This window comes from Pseudomonas sp. B1(2018), assembly GCF_003097365.1.
GTDB lineage: Bacteria > Pseudomonadota > Gammaproteobacteria > Pseudomonadales > Pseudomonadaceae > Aquipseudomonas > Aquipseudomonas laurylsulfatiphila.
Genome location: NZ_PYUK01000004.1, coordinates 363,548 through 384,607, shown reverse-complemented (window position 1 = coordinate 384,607; position 21,060 = coordinate 363,548). Strand labels below are relative to the sequence as shown.

General features: G+C 61.5%; 25 protein-coding genes and 1 pseudogene. 4 read left to right on the top strand and 22 right to left on the bottom strand.

Going from position 1 to position 21,060, the window contains the following annotated elements:
- Positions 1-100: 100 nt before the first annotated feature.
- Together C9422_RS08895 and C9422_RS08890 are read right to left on the bottom strand one after the other, a co-directional pair.
- Positions 101-544, bottom strand: a complete 444-nt coding sequence (locus tag C9422_RS08895) for a hypothetical protein (protein ID WP_116580375.1) — start codon at positions 542-544, stop codon at positions 101-103.
- Positions 545-650: 106 nt separating this feature from the next.
- Positions 651-1,280: a hypothetical protein gene (locus C9422_RS08890; RefSeq protein WP_116580374.1), complete on the bottom strand. Its 630-nt coding sequence runs from the start codon at positions 1,278-1,280 to the stop codon at positions 651-653.
- A gap of 235 nt (positions 1,281-1,515) precedes the next feature.
- Here C9422_RS08890 and C9422_RS08885 point away from each other — a divergent pair, with 235 nt between their 5' ends.
- Both C9422_RS08885 and C9422_RS08880 read left to right on the top strand, forming a co-directional pair.
- Positions 1,516-2,721, top strand: coding sequence for an MFS transporter (locus tag C9422_RS08885; protein WP_116580373.1), 1,206 nt, complete (start codon positions 1,516-1,518; stop codon positions 2,719-2,721).
- A gap of 46 nt (positions 2,722-2,767) precedes the next feature.
- Positions 2,768-3,655, top strand: a complete 888-nt coding sequence (locus C9422_RS08880) for a LysR family transcriptional regulator (protein ID WP_116580372.1) — start codon at positions 2,768-2,770, stop codon at positions 3,653-3,655.
- Positions 3,656-3,766: 111 nt separating this feature from the next.
- On the opposite strand, the gene phnN is transcribed toward C9422_RS08880, so the two are convergent.
- The 11 genes from phnN to ccmA all read right to left on the bottom strand — a co-directional run bounded on the left by phnN (position 3,767) and on the right by ccmA (position 12,450).
- Positions 3,767-4,318, bottom strand: a complete 552-nt coding sequence (phnN, locus tag C9422_RS08875) for a phosphonate metabolism protein/1,5-bisphosphokinase (PRPP-forming) PhnN (RefSeq protein ID WP_116580371.1) — start codon at positions 4,316-4,318, stop codon at positions 3,767-3,769.
- A 764-nt stretch (positions 4,319-5,082) separates the two neighbouring features.
- Positions 5,083-5,490, bottom strand: a complete 408-nt coding sequence (locus C9422_RS08865; RefSeq protein WP_007980770.1) for a hypothetical protein — start codon at positions 5,488-5,490, stop codon at positions 5,083-5,085.
- A 15-nt stretch (positions 5,491-5,505) separates the two neighbouring features.
- Positions 5,506-6,708 (bottom strand): c-type cytochrome biogenesis protein CcmI, encoded by a 1,203-nt coding sequence (gene ccmI, locus C9422_RS08860; RefSeq protein ID WP_116580370.1) that lies wholly within the window; start codon positions 6,706-6,708, stop codon positions 5,506-5,508.
- Positions 6,701-7,174, bottom strand: a complete 474-nt coding sequence (locus C9422_RS08855) for a cytochrome c-type biogenesis protein (protein WP_116580369.1) — start codon at positions 7,172-7,174, stop codon at positions 6,701-6,703. Before C9422_RS08855 ends, ccmI begins: the two co-directional genes overlap by 8 nt.
- A complete protein-coding gene (locus C9422_RS08850) occupies positions 7,171-7,707 on the bottom strand; it encodes a DsbE family thiol:disulfide interchange protein (RefSeq protein ID WP_116580368.1) in 537 nt (178 codons plus the stop codon). The genes C9422_RS08855 and C9422_RS08850 overlap by 4 nt, the downstream gene beginning before the upstream one ends.
- Complete coding sequence (locus C9422_RS08845) at positions 7,704-9,692, bottom strand: heme lyase CcmF/NrfE family subunit (protein WP_116580367.1); 1,989 nt, start codon at positions 9,690-9,692, stop codon at positions 7,704-7,706. Before C9422_RS08845 ends, C9422_RS08850 begins: the two co-directional genes overlap by 4 nt.
- A 3-nt stretch (positions 9,693-9,695) precedes the next feature.
- On the bottom strand, positions 9,696-10,151 hold the full coding sequence (gene ccmE / locus C9422_RS08840) for a cytochrome c maturation protein CcmE (protein ID WP_116580366.1): 456 nt from the start codon (positions 10,149-10,151) through the stop codon (positions 9,696-9,698).
- Entirely contained in the window at positions 10,148-10,324 is a 177-nt protein-coding gene (ccmD, locus tag C9422_RS08835) for a heme exporter protein CcmD (RefSeq protein ID WP_007980758.1), read from the bottom strand. The genes ccmE and ccmD overlap by 4 nt, the downstream gene beginning before the upstream one ends.
- Positions 10,321-11,076 (bottom strand): heme ABC transporter permease, encoded by a 756-nt coding sequence (locus C9422_RS08830; RefSeq protein ID WP_046037680.1) that lies wholly within the window; start codon positions 11,074-11,076, stop codon positions 10,321-10,323. The genes ccmD and C9422_RS08830 overlap by 4 nt, the downstream gene beginning before the upstream one ends.
- 73 nt (positions 11,077-11,149) lie before the next feature.
- Positions 11,150-11,818, bottom strand: a complete 669-nt coding sequence (gene ccmB, locus C9422_RS08825) for a heme exporter protein CcmB (RefSeq protein WP_007980754.1) — start codon at positions 11,816-11,818, stop codon at positions 11,150-11,152.
- Positions 11,815-12,450, bottom strand: a complete 636-nt coding sequence (gene ccmA / locus C9422_RS08820) for a cytochrome c biogenesis heme-transporting ATPase CcmA (protein WP_116580365.1) — start codon at positions 12,448-12,450, stop codon at positions 11,815-11,817. Before ccmA ends, ccmB begins: the two co-directional genes overlap by 4 nt.
- A 199-nt stretch (positions 12,451-12,649) precedes the next feature.
- Between ccmA and C9422_RS08815 the strand changes: the two genes are divergently transcribed.
- Positions 12,650-14,224: a flagellar hook-length control protein FliK gene (locus C9422_RS08815; RefSeq protein ID WP_116580364.1), complete on the top strand. Its 1,575-nt coding sequence runs from the start codon at positions 12,650-12,652 to the stop codon at positions 14,222-14,224.
- Complete coding sequence (locus C9422_RS08810; protein ID WP_116580363.1) at positions 14,221-14,550, top strand: EscU/YscU/HrcU family type III secretion system export apparatus switch protein; 330 nt, start codon at positions 14,221-14,223, stop codon at positions 14,548-14,550. The genes C9422_RS08815 and C9422_RS08810 overlap by 4 nt, the downstream gene beginning before the upstream one ends.
- 60 nt (positions 14,551-14,610) lie before the next feature.
- On the opposite strand, the gene C9422_RS08805 is transcribed toward C9422_RS08810, so the two are convergent.
- The 9 genes and pseudogenes from C9422_RS08805 to C9422_RS08770 all read right to left on the bottom strand — a co-directional run bounded on the left by C9422_RS08805 (position 14,611) and on the right by C9422_RS08770 (position 21,021).
- The gene (locus C9422_RS08805; protein ID WP_116580362.1) at positions 14,611-15,111 is read right to left on the bottom strand and encodes a hypothetical protein; all 501 of its coding nucleotides are present in this window, start codon (positions 15,109-15,111) and stop codon (positions 14,611-14,613) included.
- Positions 15,112-15,401: 290 nt separating this feature from the next.
- Entirely contained in the window at positions 15,402-15,794 is a 393-nt protein-coding gene (locus tag C9422_RS08800; RefSeq protein WP_116580361.1) for a DUF2802 domain-containing protein, read from the bottom strand.
- Complete coding sequence (locus C9422_RS08795) at positions 15,795-16,280, bottom strand: chemotaxis protein CheW (RefSeq protein ID WP_007980742.1); 486 nt, start codon at positions 16,278-16,280, stop codon at positions 15,795-15,797.
- Between the two features lie 73 nt (positions 16,281-16,353).
- Positions 16,354-17,289, bottom strand: a complete 936-nt coding sequence (locus C9422_RS08790) for a CheW domain-containing protein (RefSeq protein WP_116580360.1) — start codon at positions 17,287-17,289, stop codon at positions 16,354-16,356.
- Positions 17,290-17,300: 11 nt separating this feature from the next.
- Positions 17,301-17,414, bottom strand: a pseudogene (locus C9422_RS32840) (outer membrane lipoprotein carrier protein LolA); the annotation flags it as partial.
- Position 17,415: 1 nt separating this feature from the next.
- On the bottom strand, positions 17,416-18,204 hold the full coding sequence (locus C9422_RS08785) for a ParA family protein (protein WP_007980740.1): 789 nt from the start codon (positions 18,202-18,204) through the stop codon (positions 17,416-17,418).
- 43 nt (positions 18,205-18,247) lie between these two features.
- Positions 18,248-19,138 (bottom strand): flagellar motor protein MotD, encoded by an 891-nt coding sequence (gene motD, locus C9422_RS08780; RefSeq protein ID WP_008052273.1) that lies wholly within the window; start codon positions 19,136-19,138, stop codon positions 18,248-18,250.
- Between the two features lie 12 nt (positions 19,139-19,150).
- A complete protein-coding gene (locus C9422_RS08775) occupies positions 19,151-19,891 on the bottom strand; it encodes a flagellar motor protein (protein WP_007980738.1) in 741 nt (246 codons plus the stop codon).
- Positions 19,891-21,021: a chemotaxis response regulator protein-glutamate methylesterase gene (locus tag C9422_RS08770; protein WP_116580359.1), complete on the bottom strand. Its 1,131-nt coding sequence runs from the start codon at positions 21,019-21,021 to the stop codon at positions 19,891-19,893. Before C9422_RS08770 ends, C9422_RS08775 begins: the two co-directional genes overlap by 1 nt.
- Between the last annotated feature and the right edge of the window lie 39 nt (positions 21,022-21,060).

The window sequence follows — 21,060 nt, the reverse complement described above, 5'->3', positions numbered from 1 at the left end:
TAGGAGCTGCCGCAGGCTGCGATCTTTTGATCTTGATCCTTTTTTTTAACATCAAGATCAAAAGATCGCAGCCTGCGGCAGCTCCTACAAGGGTGCACCTCTAGGTCAAATTGCCGCAGAAAATAGCCTGGTGACCATCGACCGGGCTTTGACGCACCACCAGGGCGTAGCCGCCGGCTCTAAGGGTCTCGACGGCGACCGGCGCGCTTTTCCAGAAGCGCTGGTTCGACGCTTGCGAATAGAACCGGGCATTTGGACCGTCATTCATGTCATAGGCGGGTTTCGAACCCAGGTTCCCACAGCTTCCCGGATAGATGTAGGCCGTCAACCGACCCGGCAATGTGCTGCCTATGCCCTCGCCGCTGACCTCAACCCAGAACGTTGTTGCGTTATCACCGGGCATCATGATCAACCGGGCAATGTTCCCGGGATTATCGGATGTAGCATTCAGGGGAACGCTGGTGACCTGACTGTCAGGCACTGTCGAGCACCCAGAGATCCAACCGACCGCTACCACTAACGCCAGCGAAGATACGATTTTCATCGTGATACTCCCGCTTGTAAGGACACATTGAAGTGATCCCCCCAGTAGATTCTAGCCGCCGGGGCTGTGCGGGCGTTTCTTCAGATGGCCGGTTGCCATGCGTCGGCTACATCGGCGGCGTCACGCCATCCTTGCCCGCCGAGATGGATTGAGCGGTGAGCGTGCCGTCAGCGCCCTGCGTGACAAAAGTCACGATCTTCACGCCCACCTTCAACAGGCTGCGATCGGCCGGCATCAGGTTGACGATGGGAACGTCTTCGGGCACCAGGATCTTCTGTTGGCCACCCTTGTAGTTGACGGTCAGCACCCGGCCATTGCTCACCACCAGGTCGCCGACGCTGCCGTTGGTCATGCTGCTGCCCTTGACCAGATCGAAGGGCCGATGACCGTCGCCACTGCCGGCCAGTTCCGGCGGGAACACATGGACCTCCAGGGCCTTGAGCGTGCCATCCTCCTGGGGAATCGCTGCGGAGCCAATGTAGCTGCCAGGCTTGATGTCCTCGATGTTGGCCAGGGTCACGGCGCGGACCTTGGTGTCCTGGGTCAGGTTGATCACCAGGTTGTCGCCGCTGTTGGCGTGGACTTTCACAACGTCCGGACTGACACCGGTGATTTCGCCGCGTACACCGATGCGCGTGCCCGGCGCATCTTCGGCCTGCGCCAGGCCAGCGCTGAATACGCTGATCAAGGTGACGACTGAAACCCGGCGAATCAGCTGACGAAACTTCACATTCATGGAGCGGCCCTCGGGTCATGAGACGTGGAGAGAGAACATAAGCACGCTATCGAACAAGATGTAAGTGAATGTATCATTGACCTTCGATCTTCTGACGCAACGCCATCAGGCGGACGACACACGCGTCCGTCAGTCATTCCGCAATGGAATGATAGCTATCACTCCAATCCCGCTTCCGCCGTTTCAGCCTGCCCGATAGCCTGCGCGCATTCCTTTCCGTACAGCGAGACCCGTTATGAACCCAGCGACCCAAGTGCCCCACGGCACCGCGACAATGACCCGAGGCATGGTGCTGCTGTTCGCCTTCTGCTGCGGCGCCATTGTCGCCAACATCTACTACGCCCAGCCGATCATCGGCCTGATCGCCCCGGACATCGGCCTGAGCAACACCATGGCCAGCCTGATCGTATCCCTGACCCAGATCGGCTATGCGCTGGGGCTGTTTTTCCTCGTGCCGCTGGGGGATCTGCTGGAGAACCGCCGGTTGATGATCATCACCACCCTGGTGGCGATTGCCAGCCTGCTGGGTGCTGCGCTCACCGATCAGCCGAACCTGTTCCTGCTGATTTCGCTGTTGGTGGGGTTCAGCTCGGTATCGGTGCAGATCCTGATTCCACTGGCCGCACACCTGGCGCCGGAAGAAACCCGTGGCCGTGTAGTGGGCGGGATCATGGGCGGTTTGCTGCTCGGTATTCTGCTGGCCCGGCCGGTGTCCAGCGTGGTGGCCGACCACTTCGGCTGGCGCGCGATGTTTGTGATTGCCGCCGTGTTGATGGGGGCCATCAGCATCGTGCTGGCCGTGACCATTCCCAAGCGTGAACCTGATCACAGCGCCTCCTATGGCCAATTGCTGGGCTCGCTGTGGACGCTGCTGCGCAAGCAACCGGTGCTGCGTCAGCGGGCGTTTTACCAGGGCTGCATGTTTGCCACGTTCAGCCTGTTCTGGACCGCCGTGCCACTGGAATTGGCGCGCAATCACGGCTTGTCGCAAAGCGAGATCGCGATTTTCGCGTTGGTAGGTGCCATCGGCGCCATCGCCGCCCCGATCGCCGGACGCCTGGCCGATGCCGGCCACACCCGCATCGCATCGTTGCTGGCCCTGCTGTTCGCCAGCCTGAGCTTTATGCCGGCGTTCATCCATCCGGCCTACAGCGTCATCGGCCTGGCCGTGACCGGCGTGGTGCTGGACTTCTGCGTGCAGATGAACATGGTCCTCGGCCAGCGTGCGGTCTACGCGCTCGACGGCAAAAGCCGCAGCCGCCTGAATGCGCTGTACATGACCAGCATCTTCATCGGCGGCGCCTTTGGCTCTTCGGTGGCCAGCGCAGTGTACGAACAGGGCGGCTGGTTGTGGATCGTGATCGTCGGCAGCGCGTTTCCACTGCTGGCGTTGTTGCGGTTCCTGAGTGTTTCGCCGAAGGCATCGTTGGCGACGGCTTAACAGCGTTGACTTGCGACATCCTCAAGATTTTGCACAAGGACCCTCAATGGACCGCCTCGGCGCAATGGAAACCTTCGTCTACGTGGTGGAAACCGGCTCGTTTTCCGCCGCGGCACGACGCCTGAACATCGGCCAGCCGGCCGTGTCGAAAACCATCGCGCAACTCGAATCGCGTCTGGCGGTGCGGTTGTTGCTGCGCTCGACTCGCGGCCTGATGCCCACCGAAGCAGGGCTGGCCTTTTTCGAGCGTGCCAAGCGTGCCATCGAAGAAGCCGACGAGGCCGACAACGCCGCACGCGGTTCCGCCAGTGGGCTGAGTGGCAACCTGCGTATCTGCGCGCCGGTCACCTTCGGCCGGCTGCACATCGTTCCGCACCTGGGCCCCTTCCTGGAGCAACACCCGGAGCTGAACATCGACCTGATGCTCGACGATCGCAACGTCAATCTGGTGGAAGAAGGCGTCGATATCGCCCTGCGCATGGGCGCGTTGAGCGACTCGGGCCTTACCGCGCGCAAGATCGCCGAATGTCGGCGCATGGTACTGGGTACGCCAGCGTACTTCGAAAAACACGGCGACCCCACCTGCCCCGCCGACCTGTCCAAGCATCAGGCAATCGTCTACACCCTCGGTGACGGCGCCAATTGGCAATTCAACAAGGCCGGTGAGAAGCAATCGGTGATCGCCAGTGGCCGGATCCGTGTCAACGCCGCCGAAGGCCTGCGTGAAGCCGTGCTGGCCCATCAAGGACTGACCATGGCTTCGCAATGGATGTTTGCGCCAGAACTGGCCGACGGTTCGGTCCGGGAAGTGATGAAGGACTGGGCATTGGCGAACCAGGACCTGTGGGCGGTGTTCCCTACAGGCAGAATGCCCAGCGCCAAGGCTCGGGCGTTTGTGGAGTATGTGCACGGGTTGTTGGGCACGAAAGCCTGACAGGCAGCTCAATCAAGATCAAAAGATCACAGGCTGCGCCATTGCCTGCATTGGCCGCATACGAAGGTAATTGCTCGTCGTCCGTTCCCGGCAATGTCAGGTAAATCGGTGTCACTCGTCAATGCAGACCAGCAAACGCTCGACCGTTTGCTCAATTGGCCCGGAGTTGTCGAGCATGTGTACGGTCTGGTCGTCCGCCAGAAGTTGCTCGCTGAAGCGGGCATTGCGCGCCAGGCGCTGATCGATCTCGATCAACGATTCTCGCCCGCGCTCCAGCAAGCGATGGCGCAGTACCGCTTGATCCACAGTCAACAACAGCACCAATACGTCTGGATAGCGCTGGCGTGTGTTCTGCAAATGCCCCCGCGAGCCATTGACCAGCACGTCCTGCCCGGCGGCCAGCCAATCGTCGATTTCCCGCGGGATGCCATAGGACAACCCATTGGCGTGCCAGCTCAGGGCAAACGCGCCCTGGGCTTCCATATCGGCGAATTGCTGCGCGCTGACACCCAGCGCCGCCTCGCCCACGGCTTCGGCCGAGCGGGTAATGACCCGGCGCACGATACGGCAGCCGCGTTCGGCCAACCGCGTTCGCGCGGCATCCAGCAGGCTGTCCTTGCCCGAACCTGAAGGCCCGATGAGATAGATCAACCTGCCCGCCATCAAAACACCCTCTTCATTTGTCGCCACACTTGCTGGAGCACCGGCAAACCATCCTGACTGCGCTTGCACCCGATCAACCCCGCTGGCCCGGCGAATGATCCATCACCTGCATCCGTTGCACCAGCAGGTTTTCCACCCGATCACGGTATAGGTTCAGGGTGTTCGACTGAGTCATACCCTGCGATCTTTTGATTTTGATTTTTGACCATGTCGAAGGGGCGGAAGATCAAGATCAAAAGATCGCAGCCTGCGGCAGCTCCTACAGGGGGCCGGCGTACACAGACGCTCTTCACCACTCAACAGGCCGAGCGTTAGCTCGCCTGCAGCTCTTGATCTTGATCCACCCGCCCCCTCGGCAGGCTGAGCGCAGGTGTTCATCCGGGGATGGGCGCGCAGCGCCGTTCGACGCAGTCGAACTCATTGCATGTAGGTCGAAGCGAAGCCGACCGGAGGGCAATGCCCCCGGATGAATGCCGGAGCGAAGGAACCCCGAGCCTCAGCGAGGGGCCGTACGTTCGGGGCGAGCGTTTTTTGCTTCCTTTTTTAGGCGCTTGTAAAAAAGGGAGTCGCCGTAAGGGCGAAACCATAAGCCGCCGTTACCCAAAAAACGGATATGTACACAGTCAACAAAAGACAGGTCGGCTGTCAGGCCGCCTTCGTCGGATCGCCGCCCGGACCAAGCCCGCTCCCACAGGGGTTCAGCATCAGCCCGGCAATCGCATTCGGCAGGCACAAAAAAGCGACCCGATAGTCGCCTTAGTGCCTCACTGCCCGAACTGCCGCCCAAGCCCACCCGGTACACCGTGAATATCAGTCTCCTCCCACGGCCCCTTCGGACTGATCGACCGGCTCCAGCCGTTATCCCAACGGTAATAGGTACGCTGGCGATAAAAGGTATTGGGCTGATCATCAAGCACATAAACCCCAAGCTTCGGATCCCAATGGCTATTGCCCCCCGGTGGTGGCGCAAAGCTGGCGGACGTGCGTGGCAGCGGCTTGGAGGGTTTTACCGGAACAGACGGCTTGCTCGGTACCGGCGACGTCGATGGCGTGGGGCTGGGCTGCGACCGCGGAATCGGCGGTGGAGCCGTTTGCTCCGGTGGTCGCTGGACCGCACAAGCGCTTAACCCCAAAACGACGCTGAGCAGGGCAATACGAGCGATGGCGGTCATGGTAGCGTTTTCCTGTTATTTGTCCGGGCTGTCGATGGTCAGTGTTTGCGGCGCGGTGGTGCTGCTGGCCAAAGGCTGGCTGCGACCGATCCACTCGCCGGCGGTTGGTTTGCCGGCACGGGAAATGCGCGCAACCAGTTGGACTTCAGGGAAGTTCGACAGTTTCAATTGCGGCATCATCGCGTCGGCATCGCTCAGCTCGACGGTCACCGGCAGGTCGGCCACGGTCATGCGCTTGACCGCCAGCGGGGCCGGCGGACCGGAGACCGCACGGGCGAAGATGAACACGCTGTCGCCCGGCTGGACCTTGGTTTTGAGCTCCGCCGCCAGATCGACGCTGACCTTGAGCAACGCCGCGCTCTTGGCCGCCGGTGCTTGCGCAACCTTGCCACCGCTGGCCACCAGTTTCTCCGTGGCCCGGGTGATCCCGCCTTGCAGCGCCTCCCGGGACGGGTCGTCCGGCGGTAACTGCGCCAACAGGCGATTCCAGTAATCGATGGCGTCCTGATAACGCTCGCCTTCAAACGCGGCAATGCCGAGCAGGCCGAGGCTGGTGACTTCTTTCGGATCGGCCTTGAGCGCTTCGTCGGTCAGGGCCTGGACCTTGTCCGACCACTTCTTGCCATCGGCGAAGTACTGGGCCTGGGCCCATTGACCGAGCAATTCGGGCTGACGACCGGCCAGGTTCACCGTGCGCTCGAACATCTTCGCCGCGTCCGCCGGGCGATCCTGAGCCATGTAGGTTCGGCCGAGGAAGTACATGCCTTCGGCGGAGTCCGGTTGAGCGGCGACCACACGCTCCAGGCGCTGGGTCATTTCTTCCATCGACTTGGGTGCCTGGGAGAATTCGCGGGTCAGTTCGACCTTGTCGCTGGCGCCGTAATGCATGTACAGCCCCAGGCCCAGCACCGGCACCAGAACGGCGGCCAGCAACGGCAGGGGTTTGCCCAGTCGCGACACCCGCGGCGCGTCGACACCTTCGGTGTCCGCCAGCAACTCACGGGCGGCTTCGGCGCGACCGGCGTCCATTTGCGCCGCATCGAGCACGCCCTCTTCCTGCTGAGTCTGCAACTCAGCCACGCGCTCCTGATAAAGCGCGACGTTCAAGGCGGTACGATCCTCTTCACGCTGGGCACGACGGCTGCGCAAAACCGGGATCAACAGAAAACTCAGGGCAACCAGAAGCAGCAGACCTGCAGCGAGCCAGAAATCAATCATTCTTGGTTTTATCCAACAGGTGGTCGAGGCGCGAACGCTCCTCGGCAGACAGCGAGTCCGGGGTGCCGGCGCGTTGCACGCGACGACGGCGGACGATCACCGCGATGATCACGACACCCCCCAGCAGCAGGCCGGCAGGGCCGAACCAGAGCAAGGCAGTCTTGGCGTTCAACGCAGGTTTGTAGCGGACGAAGTCACCGTAGCGGTCGACCATGAAGTCGATGATCTGCTGGTTGTCCTTGCCCTCGCCGAGCATGCGGAAAATCTCTTTGCGCAGGTCGGCGGCAATCGGTGCGTTGGAATCGGCAATGTCCTGATTCTGGCACTTGGGGCAACGCAGCTCCTTGGTCAGTTCACGAAAACGCTCGCGGTCACCTTCCTTGGCAAACTCATAGGTGTCGATGGCCGCGTGGGCCACACCGGCCATGCTCAAGCCCAGGACAGCGGCAGCAATCCAGCGCTTCATGGCTTGGCCTCGTCGACCAGCGCCTGGTACTTGCCCGCCAGTTTTTCGCGCCAGACCTGCTCGTCGATCACGCCGACGAACTTGTCACGGATAATGCCCCTGGCGTCGATGAAGAAGGTCTCCGGCGCTCCGTACACACCGAGATTCAGGCCCAGCGAGCCTTGGTCGTCACGGATGTCCAGTACATACGGGTTGTGGAAGTCCGTCAGCCACTTCAAGGCATCGGCGTTGACGTCCTTGTAGTTGATGCCATAGATCACCACGCCCTGCTGGGCCAGTTTGTTCAGCACCGGGTGCTCGACCCGGCAGGAAATGCACCAGGTGCCCCAGACGTTGACCAGTGCCGGCTTGCCCAGAATGTCGGCGCGGGTGAGGGTCTTGTCGCCCTGCACCGCTGGCAGGGAAAACTCCGGGAACGGCTTGCCGATCATGGCCGAAGGCAGCTCGGCCGGATCCAGATACAACCCACGGTAGAGAAACACGGCAACCACCAGAAAAATCGCCAGTGGCAACAACATCAACCAACGCTTCATGCAGTGGCTCCCGACATACCCAGTGCTTCGCGCACGCGGCTTTTGACCTTGACCCGATAACGCCGATCCAGCGCCGCCAGCAAGCCACCTGCGCCTGTCAGCAAACCACCGAACCAGATCCAGCGCACGAAGGGTTTGACGTGTACGCGCACAGCCCAGGCGCCGTTACCCAGCGGTTCACCGAGGGCGACATAGAGGTCGCGGGTGAATCCGGCGTCGATGCCCGCTTCGGTCATCACCGAGTTCTGCACGGTGTACAGGCGTTTTTCCGGGTGCAGCACGCTGACTTCCTTGCCGTTGCGGATCACCCGGACGGTGCCCTTGTCGGACGTGAAGTTCGGGCCTTCGAAGTGCTTGGCGCCTTCGAAGATGAAGTGATAACCGGCCAGGTCCATGGACTCGCCCGGCGCCAGGCGCAGGTCACGCTCGGCACTGTTCTGGCTCGACAGCACGACACCCAGCGCACACACGGCAATACCGAGGTGAGCGATCTGCATGCCCCAGTAGCTGCGGGTCAGGGTTGGCAGGCCTTTGATCAGGCCTTTGTGGCGGGTCTTGTCGACAATGTCACGCGCACCGGCCAACAGCACCCAGGCGGCGAGCATGAAGGTCGCGAGCACTGCCCAGTTGAAGTCGCCGTAGGCTACGCCAGCCACCACGGCCATGGCCGCACTGCCGAGCAATACCGGCGTCAGCATGCTCAGCAGCCATTTTACCGGGGTGTCTTTCCAGCGCACGATCACGCCGACCGCCATCACCACCATCAACAACGCCATCAACGGAATGAACAGCGCGTTGAAGTACGGCGGGCCGACCGACAGCTTGGCGCCGGTCATGGCATCGAGAATCAGTGGGTACAAGGTGCCCAGCAGGATCATCGAGGCGGCCACCACCAGCACCAGGTTGTTGCCCAGCAACAGGGTTTCCCGGGACCACAGGTTGAAGCCAACCTGGCTCTTGACCACCGGCGCGCGCAGGGCGAACAGCGTCAATGAACCGCCGACCACGAACAGCAGGAAAATCAGGATGAACACGCCGCGTTCCGGATCGGAGGCAAAGGCGTGTACCGAAGTCAGCACACCGGAGCGCACGAGGAAAGTACCCAGCAGGCTCAACGAGAACGCAGCGATGGCCAGCAACACCGTCCAGCTCTTGAACACCCCACGTTTCTCCGTGACCGCCAACGAGTGAATCAATGCAGTGCCCACCAGCCAAGGCATGAACGAAGCGTTTTCCACCGGATCCCAGAACCACCAGCCACCCCAGCCGAGTTCGTAGTACGCCCACCACGAACCGAGGGTGATGCCGATGCCGAGGAACGCCCAGGCCACGATGGTCCACGGACGCGACCAGCGCGCCCACGCGGCATCCAGGCGACCGCCCATCAGCGCGGCGATGGCGAAGGCGAAGGCCACCGAGAAACCGACGTAGCCCATGTACAGCATCGGCGGGTGCACGATCAGGCCGATGTCTTGCAGCAGCGGGTTGAGGTCGGCACCGTCGCTGGGCATTTGCGGCAGGATGCGCTTGAACGGGTTGGAGGTCATGATCAGGAACAGCAGGAAACCGGTGCTGATCATGCCCATCACCGCCAGCACGCGGGCCAGCATGACCTGTGGCAACTGCCGGGAGAACACCGACACCGCGAAGGTCCAGCCACCGAGAATCAAGGCCCACAACAGCAGGGAACCCTCGTGGGCACCCCACACCGCACTGAACTTGTAGTACCACGGCAAGGCGCTGTTGGAGTTGTTGGCCACATAGGCCACGGAGAAATCATCGACCATGAAGGCGTAGGTCAGGCAACCGAAGGCAAACAGCAGAAAGCTGAACTGCCCCCAGGCGGCCGGCTGGGCCAGGCTCATCCACAGCCGGTCACCGCGCCAGGCACCGAGCAGCGGGACCACGGCCTGGGCCAGGGCGAAGCACAGGGCCAGGATCATCGCCAGATGACCCAGCTCGGGAATAAAGATGCCGGATGTCATGGATCAACCCTCCTTCGCGGGCGTTGGAGCCGATTGACCGCTGTCTTTCAACGCCTTGGTCACTTCCGGCGGCATGTACTTCTCGTCGTGCTTGGCCAGCACTTCATCGGCCACCACCACGCCATCGGCATTGAGCTTGCCCAGGGCGACGATGCCCTGCCCTTCGCGGAACAGGTCCGGAAGGATGCCGCGATAGGTGATGGTCACGGATTTATTAAAGTCGGTGACGACGAATTTCACATCCAGGGAATCGCTGGAACGCTCCAGCGAGCCCTTCTCGACCATGCCACCGGCGCGGATGCGCGTGTCATGCGGGGCTTCGCCGTTGGCGATCTGGGTCGGTGTGTAAAACAGGTTGATGTTCTGCTGCAGGGCGCTCAGGGCCAGGCCGACGGCAGCGCCGACCCCGACCAGGATCGCGAGAATGATGATAAGACGCTTTTTGCGCAGCGGATTCACTTGCCGTTCTCCCGGCGCAGACGACGCGCCTCTTGTTGCAGATACCGCTTGCGGGCCAGGATCGGCGCCGCCACGTTGAGGGCCAACACCGCCAGGCAGATGCCATAGGCTGACCAGACATACAGGCCATGATGACCCATGGCGATGAAGTCGCCGAATGAAGCAAAACTCATCGAGCGACCTCCAGGCTGTTTTCCACTTCGGCCTTGACCCAACTGGCCCGGGCTTCGCGCTTGAGCACTTCAAGGCGCATGCGCAGCAGCAGGACCGCGCCGAAGAAACAGTAGAAACCCAACGCCGTCAGCAGCAATGGCAGCCACATTTCGGCTGGCATTGCCGGTTTTTCGGTGAGGGTGAAGGTCGCGCCCTGGTGCAGGGTGTTCCACCACTCCACCGAGTACTTGATGATCGGGATGTTGATCACGCCGACAATCGCCAGCACCGCACAGGCCTTGGCCGCGCTGTCACGATTGCTGATCGCGTTGCCCAGCGCAATGAGACCGAAGTACAGGAACAGCAGGATAAGCATGGACGTCAGGCGTGCATCCCAGACCCACCACGAGCCCCAGGTCGGTTTACCCCAGATCGCCCCGGTGACCAGCGCAACCGCCGTCATCCAGGCGCCGATGGGCGCCGCGCATTGCAGGGCGACGTCGGCCAGTTTCATCTTCCACACCAGCCCGACGATGCCGCACACCGCCAGCATCACGTAGATGGACTGCGCCAGCATGGCGGCCGGAACGTGGATATAGATGATGCGGAAGCTGTTGCCCTGCTGGTAGTCCGGCGGCGCGAAGGCCAGGCCCCAGACCACGCCAACGCTGATCAGCAGCAACGCCGCGACGCTCAGCCAGGGCAGCAATTTGCCGCTGATGCCGTAAAACCATTTGGGCGAGCCGAGCTTGTGAAACCACGTCCAGTTCATACTGTTTCCATCACGGTTGCTCTTTACTGTGAAGAGCGAGGGTCTTTACTGGTTGTTTTTTAACCAGACCTCATTATTCGCCGACGCTGATCTTCAGGCCAGCGGCTATTGCAAAAGGTGTCAGGGTTATCGCCAGGGCGGTCAGGCTGCCAAGCCACAGGAGATAACCGGTCGCCGGCATCCCTTGCAAGGCTGCCTGCAAGGCGCCACTGCCAAGGATCAACACCGGGATGTACAACGGCAGAATCAGCAGGGCCAGCAACAGGCCACCGCGCTTCAAACCGACCGTCAGCGCCGCACCCACTGCACCGAGCAGGCTCAGTACCGGTGTACCGAGCAGCAACGAAAGCAGCAACACCGGCAGACAGGCGGCAGGCAAACCGAGCATCAGCGCCAGCAAGGGTGCCAGCAAAACCAGTGCCAGGCCGGAAAAAGCCCAGTGTGCCAGTACTTTGGCCAAAACCAGAAGAGCCAGGGGGTGCGGCGAAAGGACCCACTGCTCAAGCGATCCGTCTTCGAAATCACTGCGGAAAAGCCCGTCCAGCGAGAGCAGAACCGATAAAAGTGCCGCCACCCAGACCAGCCCCGGAGACAAGGTTTGCAACAATTGAGACTCGGGTCCGACCGCCAGAGGGAACAGCGAAACGACGATCGCAAAGAACACCAGCGGATTGGCCAGCTCCGCCGGGCGACGGAACAGCAGACGCGCCTCGCGGGCGACCAACAGGCCGAACACACTCATACGGCCCATCTCCCCAGATCGATGTCGCGATAACCGGCCGGCATCCGGCTCAGCGTGTGATGAGTGGTCAACACCACCATGCCGCCGCGTTCGCAGTGGCCGGCCAGGTGCTCTTCGAGTTGCGCCACGCCCTGTTTGTCGAGGGCGGTAAAGGGTTCATCGAGGATCCACAGCGGCGGGCTATCCAGATACAGACGCGCCAGCGCGACGCGGCGCCGTTGACCGGCAGACAGGGTGTGACAAGGCACATCCTCGAATCCGCGCAGCCCGACCGCGGCCAGCGCCTGCCAGATCGCCTCATGGGTCGCCGGCTGATGCAAGGCACACAGCCAGCTCAGATTCTCTTCCGGTGTCAGCAAATCCTTGATCCCGGCCGCGTGGCCGATCCACAGCAGGTTGCGCGCCAGTTCGCCCCGTTGCTCGCTCAGCGGCTGGCCGTTGAGCAGCACTTGACCGGCGGTCGGCTGCATCAGCCCCGAGAGCAGGCGCAACAGGCTGGTCTTGCCACTGCCGTTGGGGCCACTGATTTGAATCATTTCGCCACTGGCCAGTCTCAAATCGAGATTTTCGAAGAGCAGCCGAAGGTCTCGCTCACAGGCAAGGGCAACGGTTTGCAGGACAGGACTGGTCAAGGGTTCACGGGCCTTATACGGTTCAAGTCGGCACGGGCGCGGCCGTTAAAGAGATGCAGCATAGATGCAATGACGTCTTGTTCTAGAGAGCTGCGTCAAACAATTGCAAAGTTTTCGCCATTTTTGGATACAACGGCGCGGCATTATACATGCCAGGCCCTACTCTAAAGAGTGCATTTTCCTCAGGTTGTGACCGCGTATGACAGGCGAAATGAACATCCTCCCGCTACCGCAGACCCTCCCGGCCACCTCACGCCCGCAGGTGCTCAGCGGTGAGTTGCTCAAGTTGCTGACGCCGGTGGAGGGGCTGATCAGCGTCGGTCAAACCGCCCAGGCCGAAGTGTTGTCGCTCAAGCAGGCGGACCAGACTTTCCAGATGCTGCTCAAGGTCACCCTCGACAGCGGCCGCCAGACCACGGTCCAGACCACCGGCAATCAACCGCTGGCCCAGGGCACCACGCTGGTCGTGACCCAGCCCTCGGCCGGCAACCTGGCCGTGACGGTGCAACAGGCCATCGCCTCCAGCGTCGCCACCCTCACCCGCCTCGACACCGCGCAACTGCCCGTTGGCACCCTGCTGCAGGGCAAGGTGCTGACCTCGCAAGTGCTGCCGCAGGTCCCCGGCCAGCCCATGGTGTTTCGCTCGATGGTGAGCCTGCTCAACACCGCGTTGAGCGGCAGCACCCTGAGCATCGACAGTCCGCAGCCCTTGCGCATCGGCACCTTGTTGAGCGCGCAGGTGCAAGACAGCCAGACATTGAAATTCGTACCACTGAGCAGCCGCCAGGAACAACTGGCGGTCACCCGGCAACTGGTCGACCAGCAAAGCCGCCAAGGCTCGCTGGATGGCTTGCTCAAACTCCTGCAGAACCTTCCACCCTCGGACCAGACCTCCACCGAACTGCGCAGCGCCGCTGCCCGATTGCTCTCCGGCCTGCCGGATGTCCAGCAACTGAGCACCCCCAAGGGCCTGGCCCTGGCGCTGGCCAGCAGTGGTGCGTTCCTCGAAAGCAAACTGCTGAACGGGCAAAACCCGACACTCGCGCCGGACATGAAAGGCGACCTGCTCAAACTGGTTGCGCAGTTGAGCCAGGGCTTGCCCGCCCACACCAACTTCGGCGCGACCATCGCCGCCAACACCCTGGCCCAGGCCATGCCGAATTTTGTTCGCAATGCCCTGGGTATGCTTGGCCAAGTCAGTGCCAAACCGTCGCCGGGCGGTTTCCCGCTACCCGAACGTCTGCTGCAAAGCGCCGAGGGTGAAGACGACCTCGAACACTTGCTACGCCTGGCCGCCGCTGCGGTTTCACGCCTGCAAAGCCATCAGCTGTCGAGCCTGGAACAGACCGGCGTCACCGCCGACGGACGGCTGATGAGCACCTGGCAGCTGGAAATCCCGATGCGCAACCTGCAGGACATCGTGCCTTTGCAGGTCAAGTTCCAGCGCGAGGACTCCCCCGAGAAAGAACAGCCAAAGGAGCGTCGCGAAGAACGCGAACCCAAGCAACAGCTGTGGCGAGTCGAACTGGCCTTCGCCATGGAGCCATTGGGCCCCCTGCAAATCCAGGCGCAACTGATCAAGGGCAGCCTCTGCGGCCAGCTCTGGGCCGAACGGCCGTACACCGCCAGCCTGATCGAAAGCAATCTGGCCGGGCTGCGTGATCGCCTGCTGTCCGCCGGCCTGAACGTCGGCGACCTGGACTGCCACCTCGGCAGACCACCCCAAGGCCCCCAAACCCGCCTCGAACAACGCTGGGTCGACGAAACCGCATGAAAAACCCCAACGCCCCACGCCAGGCCATCGCCCTCAAGTACGACGGCACCCAAGCCCCCACCCTCACCGCCAAGGGCGACGAAGAACTGGCGGAAGAAATCCTGCGGATCGCCCGCGACTGCGAAGTGCCGATCTACGAAAATGCCGAGTTGGTGAGGCTGCTGGCGCGCATGGAACTGGGGGACAGCATTCCGCAGGAGCTGTATCTGACGATTGCCGAGATTATTGCGTTTGCGTGGAGTTTGAAGGGGAAATTTCCGGTGGGGATGGGTCCGGATGCGTTGATGGTCGAGAAGGACGTCACCGAACGCGGGGATGATTATTGAGCTTACGAACCCGTTATGGAGCCGGCTTGCCGGCGAATGCGAACTTGAATATTGCACCGATCATTTAGCCGCCTTCGCTGACAAGCCGGCACCTACGAAACGCAATAGCTTGAAACTGCGACCAACAATCAAACCATTGATGAACCCTGCCCCCAGCGCCGCCCCTGCAACCGCCGACATTTCATTGGCCAGTTCCGGGTACATGGCCGCCTGGTAACCTTCGTAATAACGCCAGGCAAAAAAGCCCCAATACACAATCAGTACCTTGATCGTACCGGGTAGAACCAGATGTTGCCCCTCGCACTGCACATTGTTGTACGAGAAAAAACGCAGTGCCAGCAACCACCCCGCAAGCAATCCCAATGCATAGACTGAATGCTGGATTGCAATTTCCTGGGAGGGATTGAGCGATGCGAGGGACAAAGCCACGAATATCACGGGTGATATCTGCAATGACCTTTTCGATACGTGGCTCCTGAAACAGGCGATGACGCCGTAGTAACTCAGAATAAAAAACACCGCATAAACCCACAGCGGTGTACCACGCAAAATGTCGATCATAAGCCTTCCTGGCAGTGTGTATGTTTGAGCAGATCAAACTACTGATCGCTGGATGCGATCACAAGACGGTGGGATCTGAGAATGTTATAGGCAGGAGACTACGACAGCGTAATCCCTGTCTGAGGATAGAGAGTCGGAGCGCGGGGAAGATTGCTGCGCATTCGAGGACGCCTTCGCGAGCAAGCCCGCTCCCACATTCGGTCTTCTGTGAACACAAATTTTGTGTACGACATTGATCCAGTGTGGGAGCGGGCTTGCCCGCGAAGGGGATCTCAGGCCAATCGCAAGAATCAGTTCTTGTGCACTTTGCTCATCAACTCCGCCTCAGCCTGGGTCAAGCCGCAGGACTGGGTGAGTTCGTCGACGCTAGCGCCCATCCCGACCAATCGTGCTGCCTGGGCAAACGACAGGCTGGTCGGGTCGCGCTGTTCCAGCTGAGCGAGTTTGTCCGGCAACGGCGCAACGATCGCTCGCAGTTCATGCAGGTCTTCGCCCATGCGCACGTTGCCGTTCTGGTAGTTGTCAACGCGCTTGCCCAGGTCCTTGATGCGCTGGTCGCGCAGCGCATCACCCTGGGCCTGTTGCGCGGCGATCTGCTTCTGGGCGCGAATGTACGCCAGGAACATTGCCAGCGTGCCTGCCCAGAACAGGAACAGGACAATGACCGCAACCTCGAGAATCAATCAGATACTCTCCAGTTCCGACCATTCTTCTTCGCTCATCATCTTGTCCAGCTCGACCAGGATGAGCAATTCGTTGTTCTTGTTGCACACGCCTTGAATGAACTTGGCGGACTCTTCGTTACCCACGTTCGGCGCGGTTTCGATTTCCGACTGACGCAGGTAAACCACTTCGGCCACGCTGTCGACCATGATCCCGACAACCTGCTTGTCGGCTTCGATGATGACGATACGGGTGTTGTCGCTGATCTCGGCATTCATCAGGCCGAAGCGCTGACGGGTGTCGATCACGGTGACGACGTTGCCGCGCAGGTTGATGATGCCCAGCACGTAGCTCGGGGCACCCGGGACCGGGGCGATTTCGGTGTAGCGCAGGACTTCCTGGACGCGCATCACGTTGATGCCGTAGGTCTCGTTGTCCAGCTTGAAGGTGACCCATTGCAGGATCGGATCTTCGGAACCTTTTGCCGCCGTTGCCTTGTCATTCATACCCTGACCCCTCAAGAAACCGCCCTGGCGGTGTGTGTTCCGTGCAACGCCATCGAGTGACGTCGCCTGTTGTTTATTTGATGTTTGTCGGTTTGTGGTTCGGCTTGCTGCCGGACATGTGCTTTGCCCCGCCACTGGCGATCAACTCGGCCAACGAGGCGACGTCGAGCAAGGCGCACATGTGTTCAATCACCGTGCCGGCGAGCCATGGCCGCTGACCCCGGTGACTTCTCCATTTGATTTCATTCGGGTCCAGACGCAACGAGCGGCTGACCTGATGCACCGCCAGGCCCCATTCATAGCCCTGGACCGAAATCACGTATTGCAGGCCCTGCTTGAAATCGTCGCGGTATCGGTCGGGCATGACCCAACGCGCGGTATCGAGCACCTTGAGGTTGCCGGCCTGGCTCGGCAGGATGCCCAGGAACCATTCCGGCTGGCCGAACAACGGCGTCAGCTCGTGACCGGCCAGGGAGTAGATCGATCCCAGGCACACCAGCGGCACCGCCAGGGTCAAGCCAGCGACATCGAACAACAGGCATTCGAAAGGCTCGGCGGCCCAGGACGGACGACCCTCGGTGTCCACCGGTGGCGGCGTATTGCTCGGTGGCCGATGCACTTCGACGACGGGCGGCACAAGTACCTGAGGCTCCTCGATAACAGGAGTCTCCAGCACATCGGTCTCTTCGATCGGCGCCACCAGGGTTTGCAACAGCGGCGCAATGGTCGATATCGGTGCCAGAACGGGCTCCGGTGCTTCGATCACGACGACGGAAGTCCTGGCCAAAGGCGCAGTCACCGCAGTGGCTGCCAGCGCGACTTGCTGCGCATCCCGGGCCTGTTCTTCGAGCACGGCAGCCTGGAACTCGTCCAGCACGCCTTGCTCTTCGACGACGCTCAGCGCTTCGACAACCTCGGCCATCTCCTCGGTTGCGTCTTGCAGCAAGTTATCCAGATACGACTGCAACGCCAGTTGTGGACGCGATGTTGTCTTTACCAGTCGATTCATGAGCGCTCACCTGTAGGAGCGAGCTTGCTCGCGATGAACCTGAGAGCGCCACGGGGTGCCAGGTTTCCCGCGTCATCGTTGACGACCATCGCGAGCAGGCTCGCTCCTACAGGGATCGAGGTCATGTCACGCCACCTGCGCAACAAGTTGCGCCGCCAGCAGATGCTTGAGCAACGCACGGTAAGCGAGAACGCCACGACTCTTGCCGTCGAACTGCGAAGGCGTCAGCCCGGCACGGCTGGCATCGCGCAGGCGCGTGTCCACCGGGATGTAGCCTTGCCAGATTTCGTCGGGGAATTTGTCGCGCAGCACGCGCAAGGTGCCGAGGGACGCCTGCGTGCGGCGGTCAAACAGGGTCGGCACGATGGTGAATGGCAATGCCTGTTTGCGCGAGCGGTTGATCATCGCCAGGGTGTTGACCATGCGCTCGAGGCCCTTGACCGCCAGGTGTTCGGTCTGCACCGGGATCACCAGTTGCTGGCTTGCCGCCAAGGCATTGACCATCAGCACGCCGAGCAAGGGCGGGCTGTCGATCACGGCGTAATCGAAATCCTGCCACAGTTGCGCCAGGCTCTTGGCAATCACCAGGCCCAAACCACTCTGCCCTGGCGACTGGCGCTCGAGGGTGGCCAGCGCGGTGCTGGACGGCAACAGGGAAATGCGTTCGTCGCTGGTCGACAGCAACAGTTGACCCGGCAGGCCTTGCGGCACGTTGCCTTTGTGCAGGAACAGATCGTAGTTGCTGTGTTCCAGGCTGTCGGGATCGTAGCCGAAGTAGCTGGTCATGGAGCCGTGGGGGTCAAGATCGACCACGACCACGCGCTTGCCCGCCTCGGCCAGCAACCCGGCTAAAGCGATGGAGGAAGTGGTTTTACCGACACCACCCTTTTGATTGGCGACTGCCCAGACTCTCATTCGGATTGTTCCTCCCGGCCGCACGGATCGACCGAGAAATAGCTCAACGTGTTAATGCGGGTGACGGAGAATTGACGGCGTTCTCTCGTACCGGCGACTTGACCGGGGTCGGTGCAGTTTGTGTGCCAGCACGCTTCAATGCGGCATCCGGTTGCGCATGGGCGGTTCCGGTACCGGTCAGGCTGCGGCGAACATCGAGGTTGCGCGACACCACCAGCACCACGCGACGGTTGCGTGCGCGGCCTTCGGCGGTGGCGTTGTTGGCCACCGGCTGAAATTCGCCGTAGCCCACCGACGCCAGGCGACCGGGATTCACCCCTTGCATCGCCAGCATGCGCACGATGCTGGCCGAGCGGGCCGAGGACAGCTCCCAGTTGGTCGGGTACTGCGCAGTGCGGATCGGTTGATCGTCGGTGAAACCTTCGACATGGATCGGGTTGTCGAACGGCTTCAGGATCGCCGCGACCTTGTCGATGATGCTGAACGCGATGTCGCTGGGCATGGCATCGCCGCTGCCGAACAGCAGGCTGGAATTGAGCTCGATCTCGACCCACAACTCATTGCCGCGCACGGTCATCTGGTTGGAGCTGATCAGGTCACCGAACGCCGCGCTGATGTCGTCGGCGATGCTTTTGAGCGGATCGCTGGCGCCGGAGACACCGGCATCGACCTGATCACTGTCCTTGACCAGCGGCTTGGCCGGGGTCACGGTCTTCGGCCGCTCGTCACCGATGGGGATCGGCTTGAGCGCGCGATCGGAATCGGTGAAGACCCCGATCAGGGCTTCGGAAATGACCTTGTACTTGCCTTCGTTGATCGACGAGATGGAGTACATCACCACGAAAAAGGCGAACAGCAAAGTGATGAAGTCGGCATAGGAAACCAGCCAACGTTCATGGTTTACATGCTCTTCATGTTGGCGGCGACGTGCCATGAGCCTAGTCCCTTAATCCATGAAGCCCTGAAGCTTCAACTCAATGGAGCGAGGGTTTTCACCTTCGGCGATCGACAGCAGTCCTTCCAGCAACATTTCGCGATAACGCGACTGGCGCAGCGCGATGGCTTTGAGTTTGGCGGCAATCGGCAGCAGCACCAGGTTGGCACTGGCCACGCCGTAGATGGTGGCGACGAAGGCCACGGCGATGCCGTTACCCAGTTGCGACGGATCACCCAGGTTGCCCATGACGTGAATCAGGCCCATCACCGCACCGATGATGCCGATGGTCGGCGCATAACCGCCCATGCTTTCGAAGACCTTGGCCGCTTCGATATCGCGGCTTTCCTGGGTGTAGAAATCCACTTCCAGAATGCTGCGGATCGCTTCCGGCTCGGCGCCGTCGACCAGCAGTTGCAGGCCTTTGCGGGCGTAATTGTCAGGCTCGGCGTCGGCGATACCTTCAAGACCCAGCAAGCCTTCCTTGCGGGCGGTCAGGCTCCAGTTCACCACGCGGTCGATGCCACCGGCCAGGTCGACGCGAGGCGGGAACAGGATCCAGGCGAGGATCTGCATGGCGCGCTTGAAGGCGCTCATCGGTGATTGCAGCAGCGCCGCGCCGATGGTGCCGCCAAGCACGATCAACGCTGCCGGGCCGTTGGCCAGGGCGCCCAAGTGACCGCCTTCAAGGTAATTGCCGCCGATGATGGCGACAAAAGCCATGATGATGCCGATCAGGCTTAGAACATCCATCAGATGCACGCCTCGACCAGGTGCTTGCCGATGTCGTCGAGGCTGTACACCGCGTCGGCGAGTTCAGCTTTGACGATGGCCATCGGCATGCCGTAGATCACGCAACTGGCTTCGTCCTGCGCCCAGATCGAACTGCCGCCCTGCTTGAGCAGGCGCGCGCCTTCACGGCCATCGGCGCCCATGCCCGTCAGGACGACCGCCAGAACTTTGTCACCGTAGGACTTGGCTGCCGAACCGAAGGTGATGTCCACGCACGGCTTGTAGTTGAGGCGCTCGTCACCCGGGAGGATTTTCACCGCGCCGCGACCGTCGATCATCATCTGCTTGCCACCCGGCGCCAGCAGCGCCAGGCCTGGACGCAGGATGTCGCCATCCTCGGCTTCCTTGACGCTGATGCGGCAGAGCTTGTCCAGGCGCTCGGCGAAGGCCTTGGTGAAGGCGGCCGGCATGTGTTGAACCAGCACGATCGGGGCCGGGAAATTGGCCGGCAATTGGGTCAACACCCGTTGCAGGGCAACAGGGCCGCCGGTGGACGTGCCGATGGCCACCAGTTTGTAGGCCTTGCGTTTTGGCGCGGGCGACGACGCAGCGGGGGCATGCGTACGCACCGGGATCGGTGCCGGTGCCGGACGCGCGGGCGCGCTGCTGGCAAAACTGCCCACGCTGGAAGGCGCAGGCGTCGGCGCTGGTGCAGCGACAGGCGCCGGAGCGCTGTAGTGACTGACACGACGATTACTGCGCGAGATGCTGAGAATCTTCTCGCACAGCAGTTGCTTGACCTTCTCGGGGTTGCGCGAGATGTCTTCGAAATTCTTCGGCAGGAAGTCCACCGCACCGGCATCCAGCGCATCGAGGGTGACCCTGGCGCCTTCATGGGTCAGCGAGGAGAACATCAGGACCGGGGTCGGACAGCGTTGCATGATGTGCCGCACGGCCGTGATGCCGTCCATCATCGGCATCTCGTAATCCATGGTGATCACGTCGGGCTTGAGGGCCAGCGCCTGATCGATCGCCTCTTTGCCGTTGGTCGCCGTGCCGACGACATGGATATTCGAATCCGCTGAAAGAATTTCCGAGACGCGGCGGCGGAAAAACCCCGAATCGTCCACCACCAGGACTTTGACTGCCATAAACACTCCATTAGATGGAGCGAGGCCAGGCGCCCCGCT

What these genes read in the sequence shown, in the direction of transcription:
- C9422_RS08895 (WP_116580375.1), bottom strand. Translation starts at nt 544, where the DNA reads ATGAAAATCGTATCTTCGCTGGCGTTAGTGGTAGCGGTCGGTTGGATC.
- C9422_RS08890 (WP_116580374.1), bottom strand. Translation starts at nt 1,280, where the DNA reads ATGAATGTGAAGTTTCGTCAGCTGATTCGCCGGGTTTCAGTCGTCACC.
- C9422_RS08885 (WP_116580373.1), top strand. Translation starts at nt 1,516, where the DNA reads ATGAACCCAGCGACCCAAGTGCCCCACGGCACCGCGACAATGACCCGA.
- C9422_RS08880 (WP_116580372.1), top strand. Translation starts at nt 2,768, where the DNA reads ATGGACCGCCTCGGCGCAATGGAAACCTTCGTCTACGTGGTGGAAACC.
- phnN (WP_116580371.1), bottom strand. Translation starts at nt 4,318, where the DNA reads ATGGCGGGCAGGTTGATCTATCTCATCGGGCCTTCAGGTTCGGGCAAG.
- C9422_RS08865 (WP_007980770.1), bottom strand. Translation starts at nt 5,490, where the DNA reads ATGACCGCCATCGCTCGTATTGCCCTGCTCAGCGTCGTTTTGGGGTTA.
- ccmI (WP_116580370.1), bottom strand. Translation starts at nt 6,708, where the DNA reads ATGATTGATTTCTGGCTCGCTGCAGGTCTGCTGCTTCTGGTTGCCCTG.
- C9422_RS08855 (WP_116580369.1), bottom strand. Translation starts at nt 7,174, where the DNA reads ATGAAGCGCTGGATTGCTGCCGCTGTCCTGGGCTTGAGCATGGCCGGT.
- C9422_RS08850 (WP_116580368.1), bottom strand. Translation starts at nt 7,707, where the DNA reads ATGAAGCGTTGGTTGATGTTGTTGCCACTGGCGATTTTTCTGGTGGTT.
- C9422_RS08845 (WP_116580367.1), bottom strand. Translation starts at nt 9,692, where the DNA reads ATGACATCCGGCATCTTTATTCCCGAGCTGGGTCATCTGGCGATGATC.
- ccmD (WP_007980758.1), bottom strand. Translation starts at nt 10,324, where the DNA reads ATGAGTTTTGCTTCATTCGGCGACTTCATCGCCATGGGTCATCATGGC.
- C9422_RS08830 (WP_046037680.1), bottom strand. Translation starts at nt 11,076, where the DNA reads ATGAACTGGACGTGGTTTCACAAGCTCGGCTCGCCCAAATGGTTTTAC.
- ccmB (WP_007980754.1), bottom strand. Translation starts at nt 11,818, where the DNA reads ATGAGTGTGTTCGGCCTGTTGGTCGCCCGCGAGGCGCGTCTGCTGTTC.
- C9422_RS08815 (WP_116580364.1), top strand. Translation starts at nt 12,650, where the DNA reads ATGACAGGCGAAATGAACATCCTCCCGCTACCGCAGACCCTCCCGGCC.
- C9422_RS08810 (WP_116580363.1), top strand. Translation starts at nt 14,221, where the DNA reads ATGAAAAACCCCAACGCCCCACGCCAGGCCATCGCCCTCAAGTACGAC.
- C9422_RS08805 (WP_116580362.1), bottom strand. Translation starts at nt 15,111, where the DNA reads ATGATCGACATTTTGCGTGGTACACCGCTGTGGGTTTATGCGGTGTTT.
- C9422_RS08795 (WP_007980742.1), bottom strand. Translation starts at nt 16,280, where the DNA reads ATGAATGACAAGGCAACGGCGGCAAAAGGTTCCGAAGATCCGATCCTG.
- C9422_RS08790 (WP_116580360.1), bottom strand. Translation starts at nt 17,289, where the DNA reads ATGAATCGACTGGTAAAGACAACATCGCGTCCACAACTGGCGTTGCAG.
- C9422_RS08785 (WP_007980740.1), bottom strand. Translation starts at nt 18,204, where the DNA reads ATGAGAGTCTGGGCAGTCGCCAATCAAAAGGGTGGTGTCGGTAAAACC.
- motD (WP_008052273.1), bottom strand. Translation starts at nt 19,138, where the DNA reads ATGGCACGTCGCCGCCAACATGAAGAGCATGTAAACCATGAACGTTGG.
- C9422_RS08775 (WP_007980738.1), bottom strand. Translation starts at nt 19,891, where the DNA reads ATGGATGTTCTAAGCCTGATCGGCATCATCATGGCTTTTGTCGCCATC.
- C9422_RS08770 (WP_116580359.1), bottom strand. Translation starts at nt 21,021, where the DNA reads ATGGCAGTCAAAGTCCTGGTGGTGGACGATTCGGGGTTTTTCCGCCGC.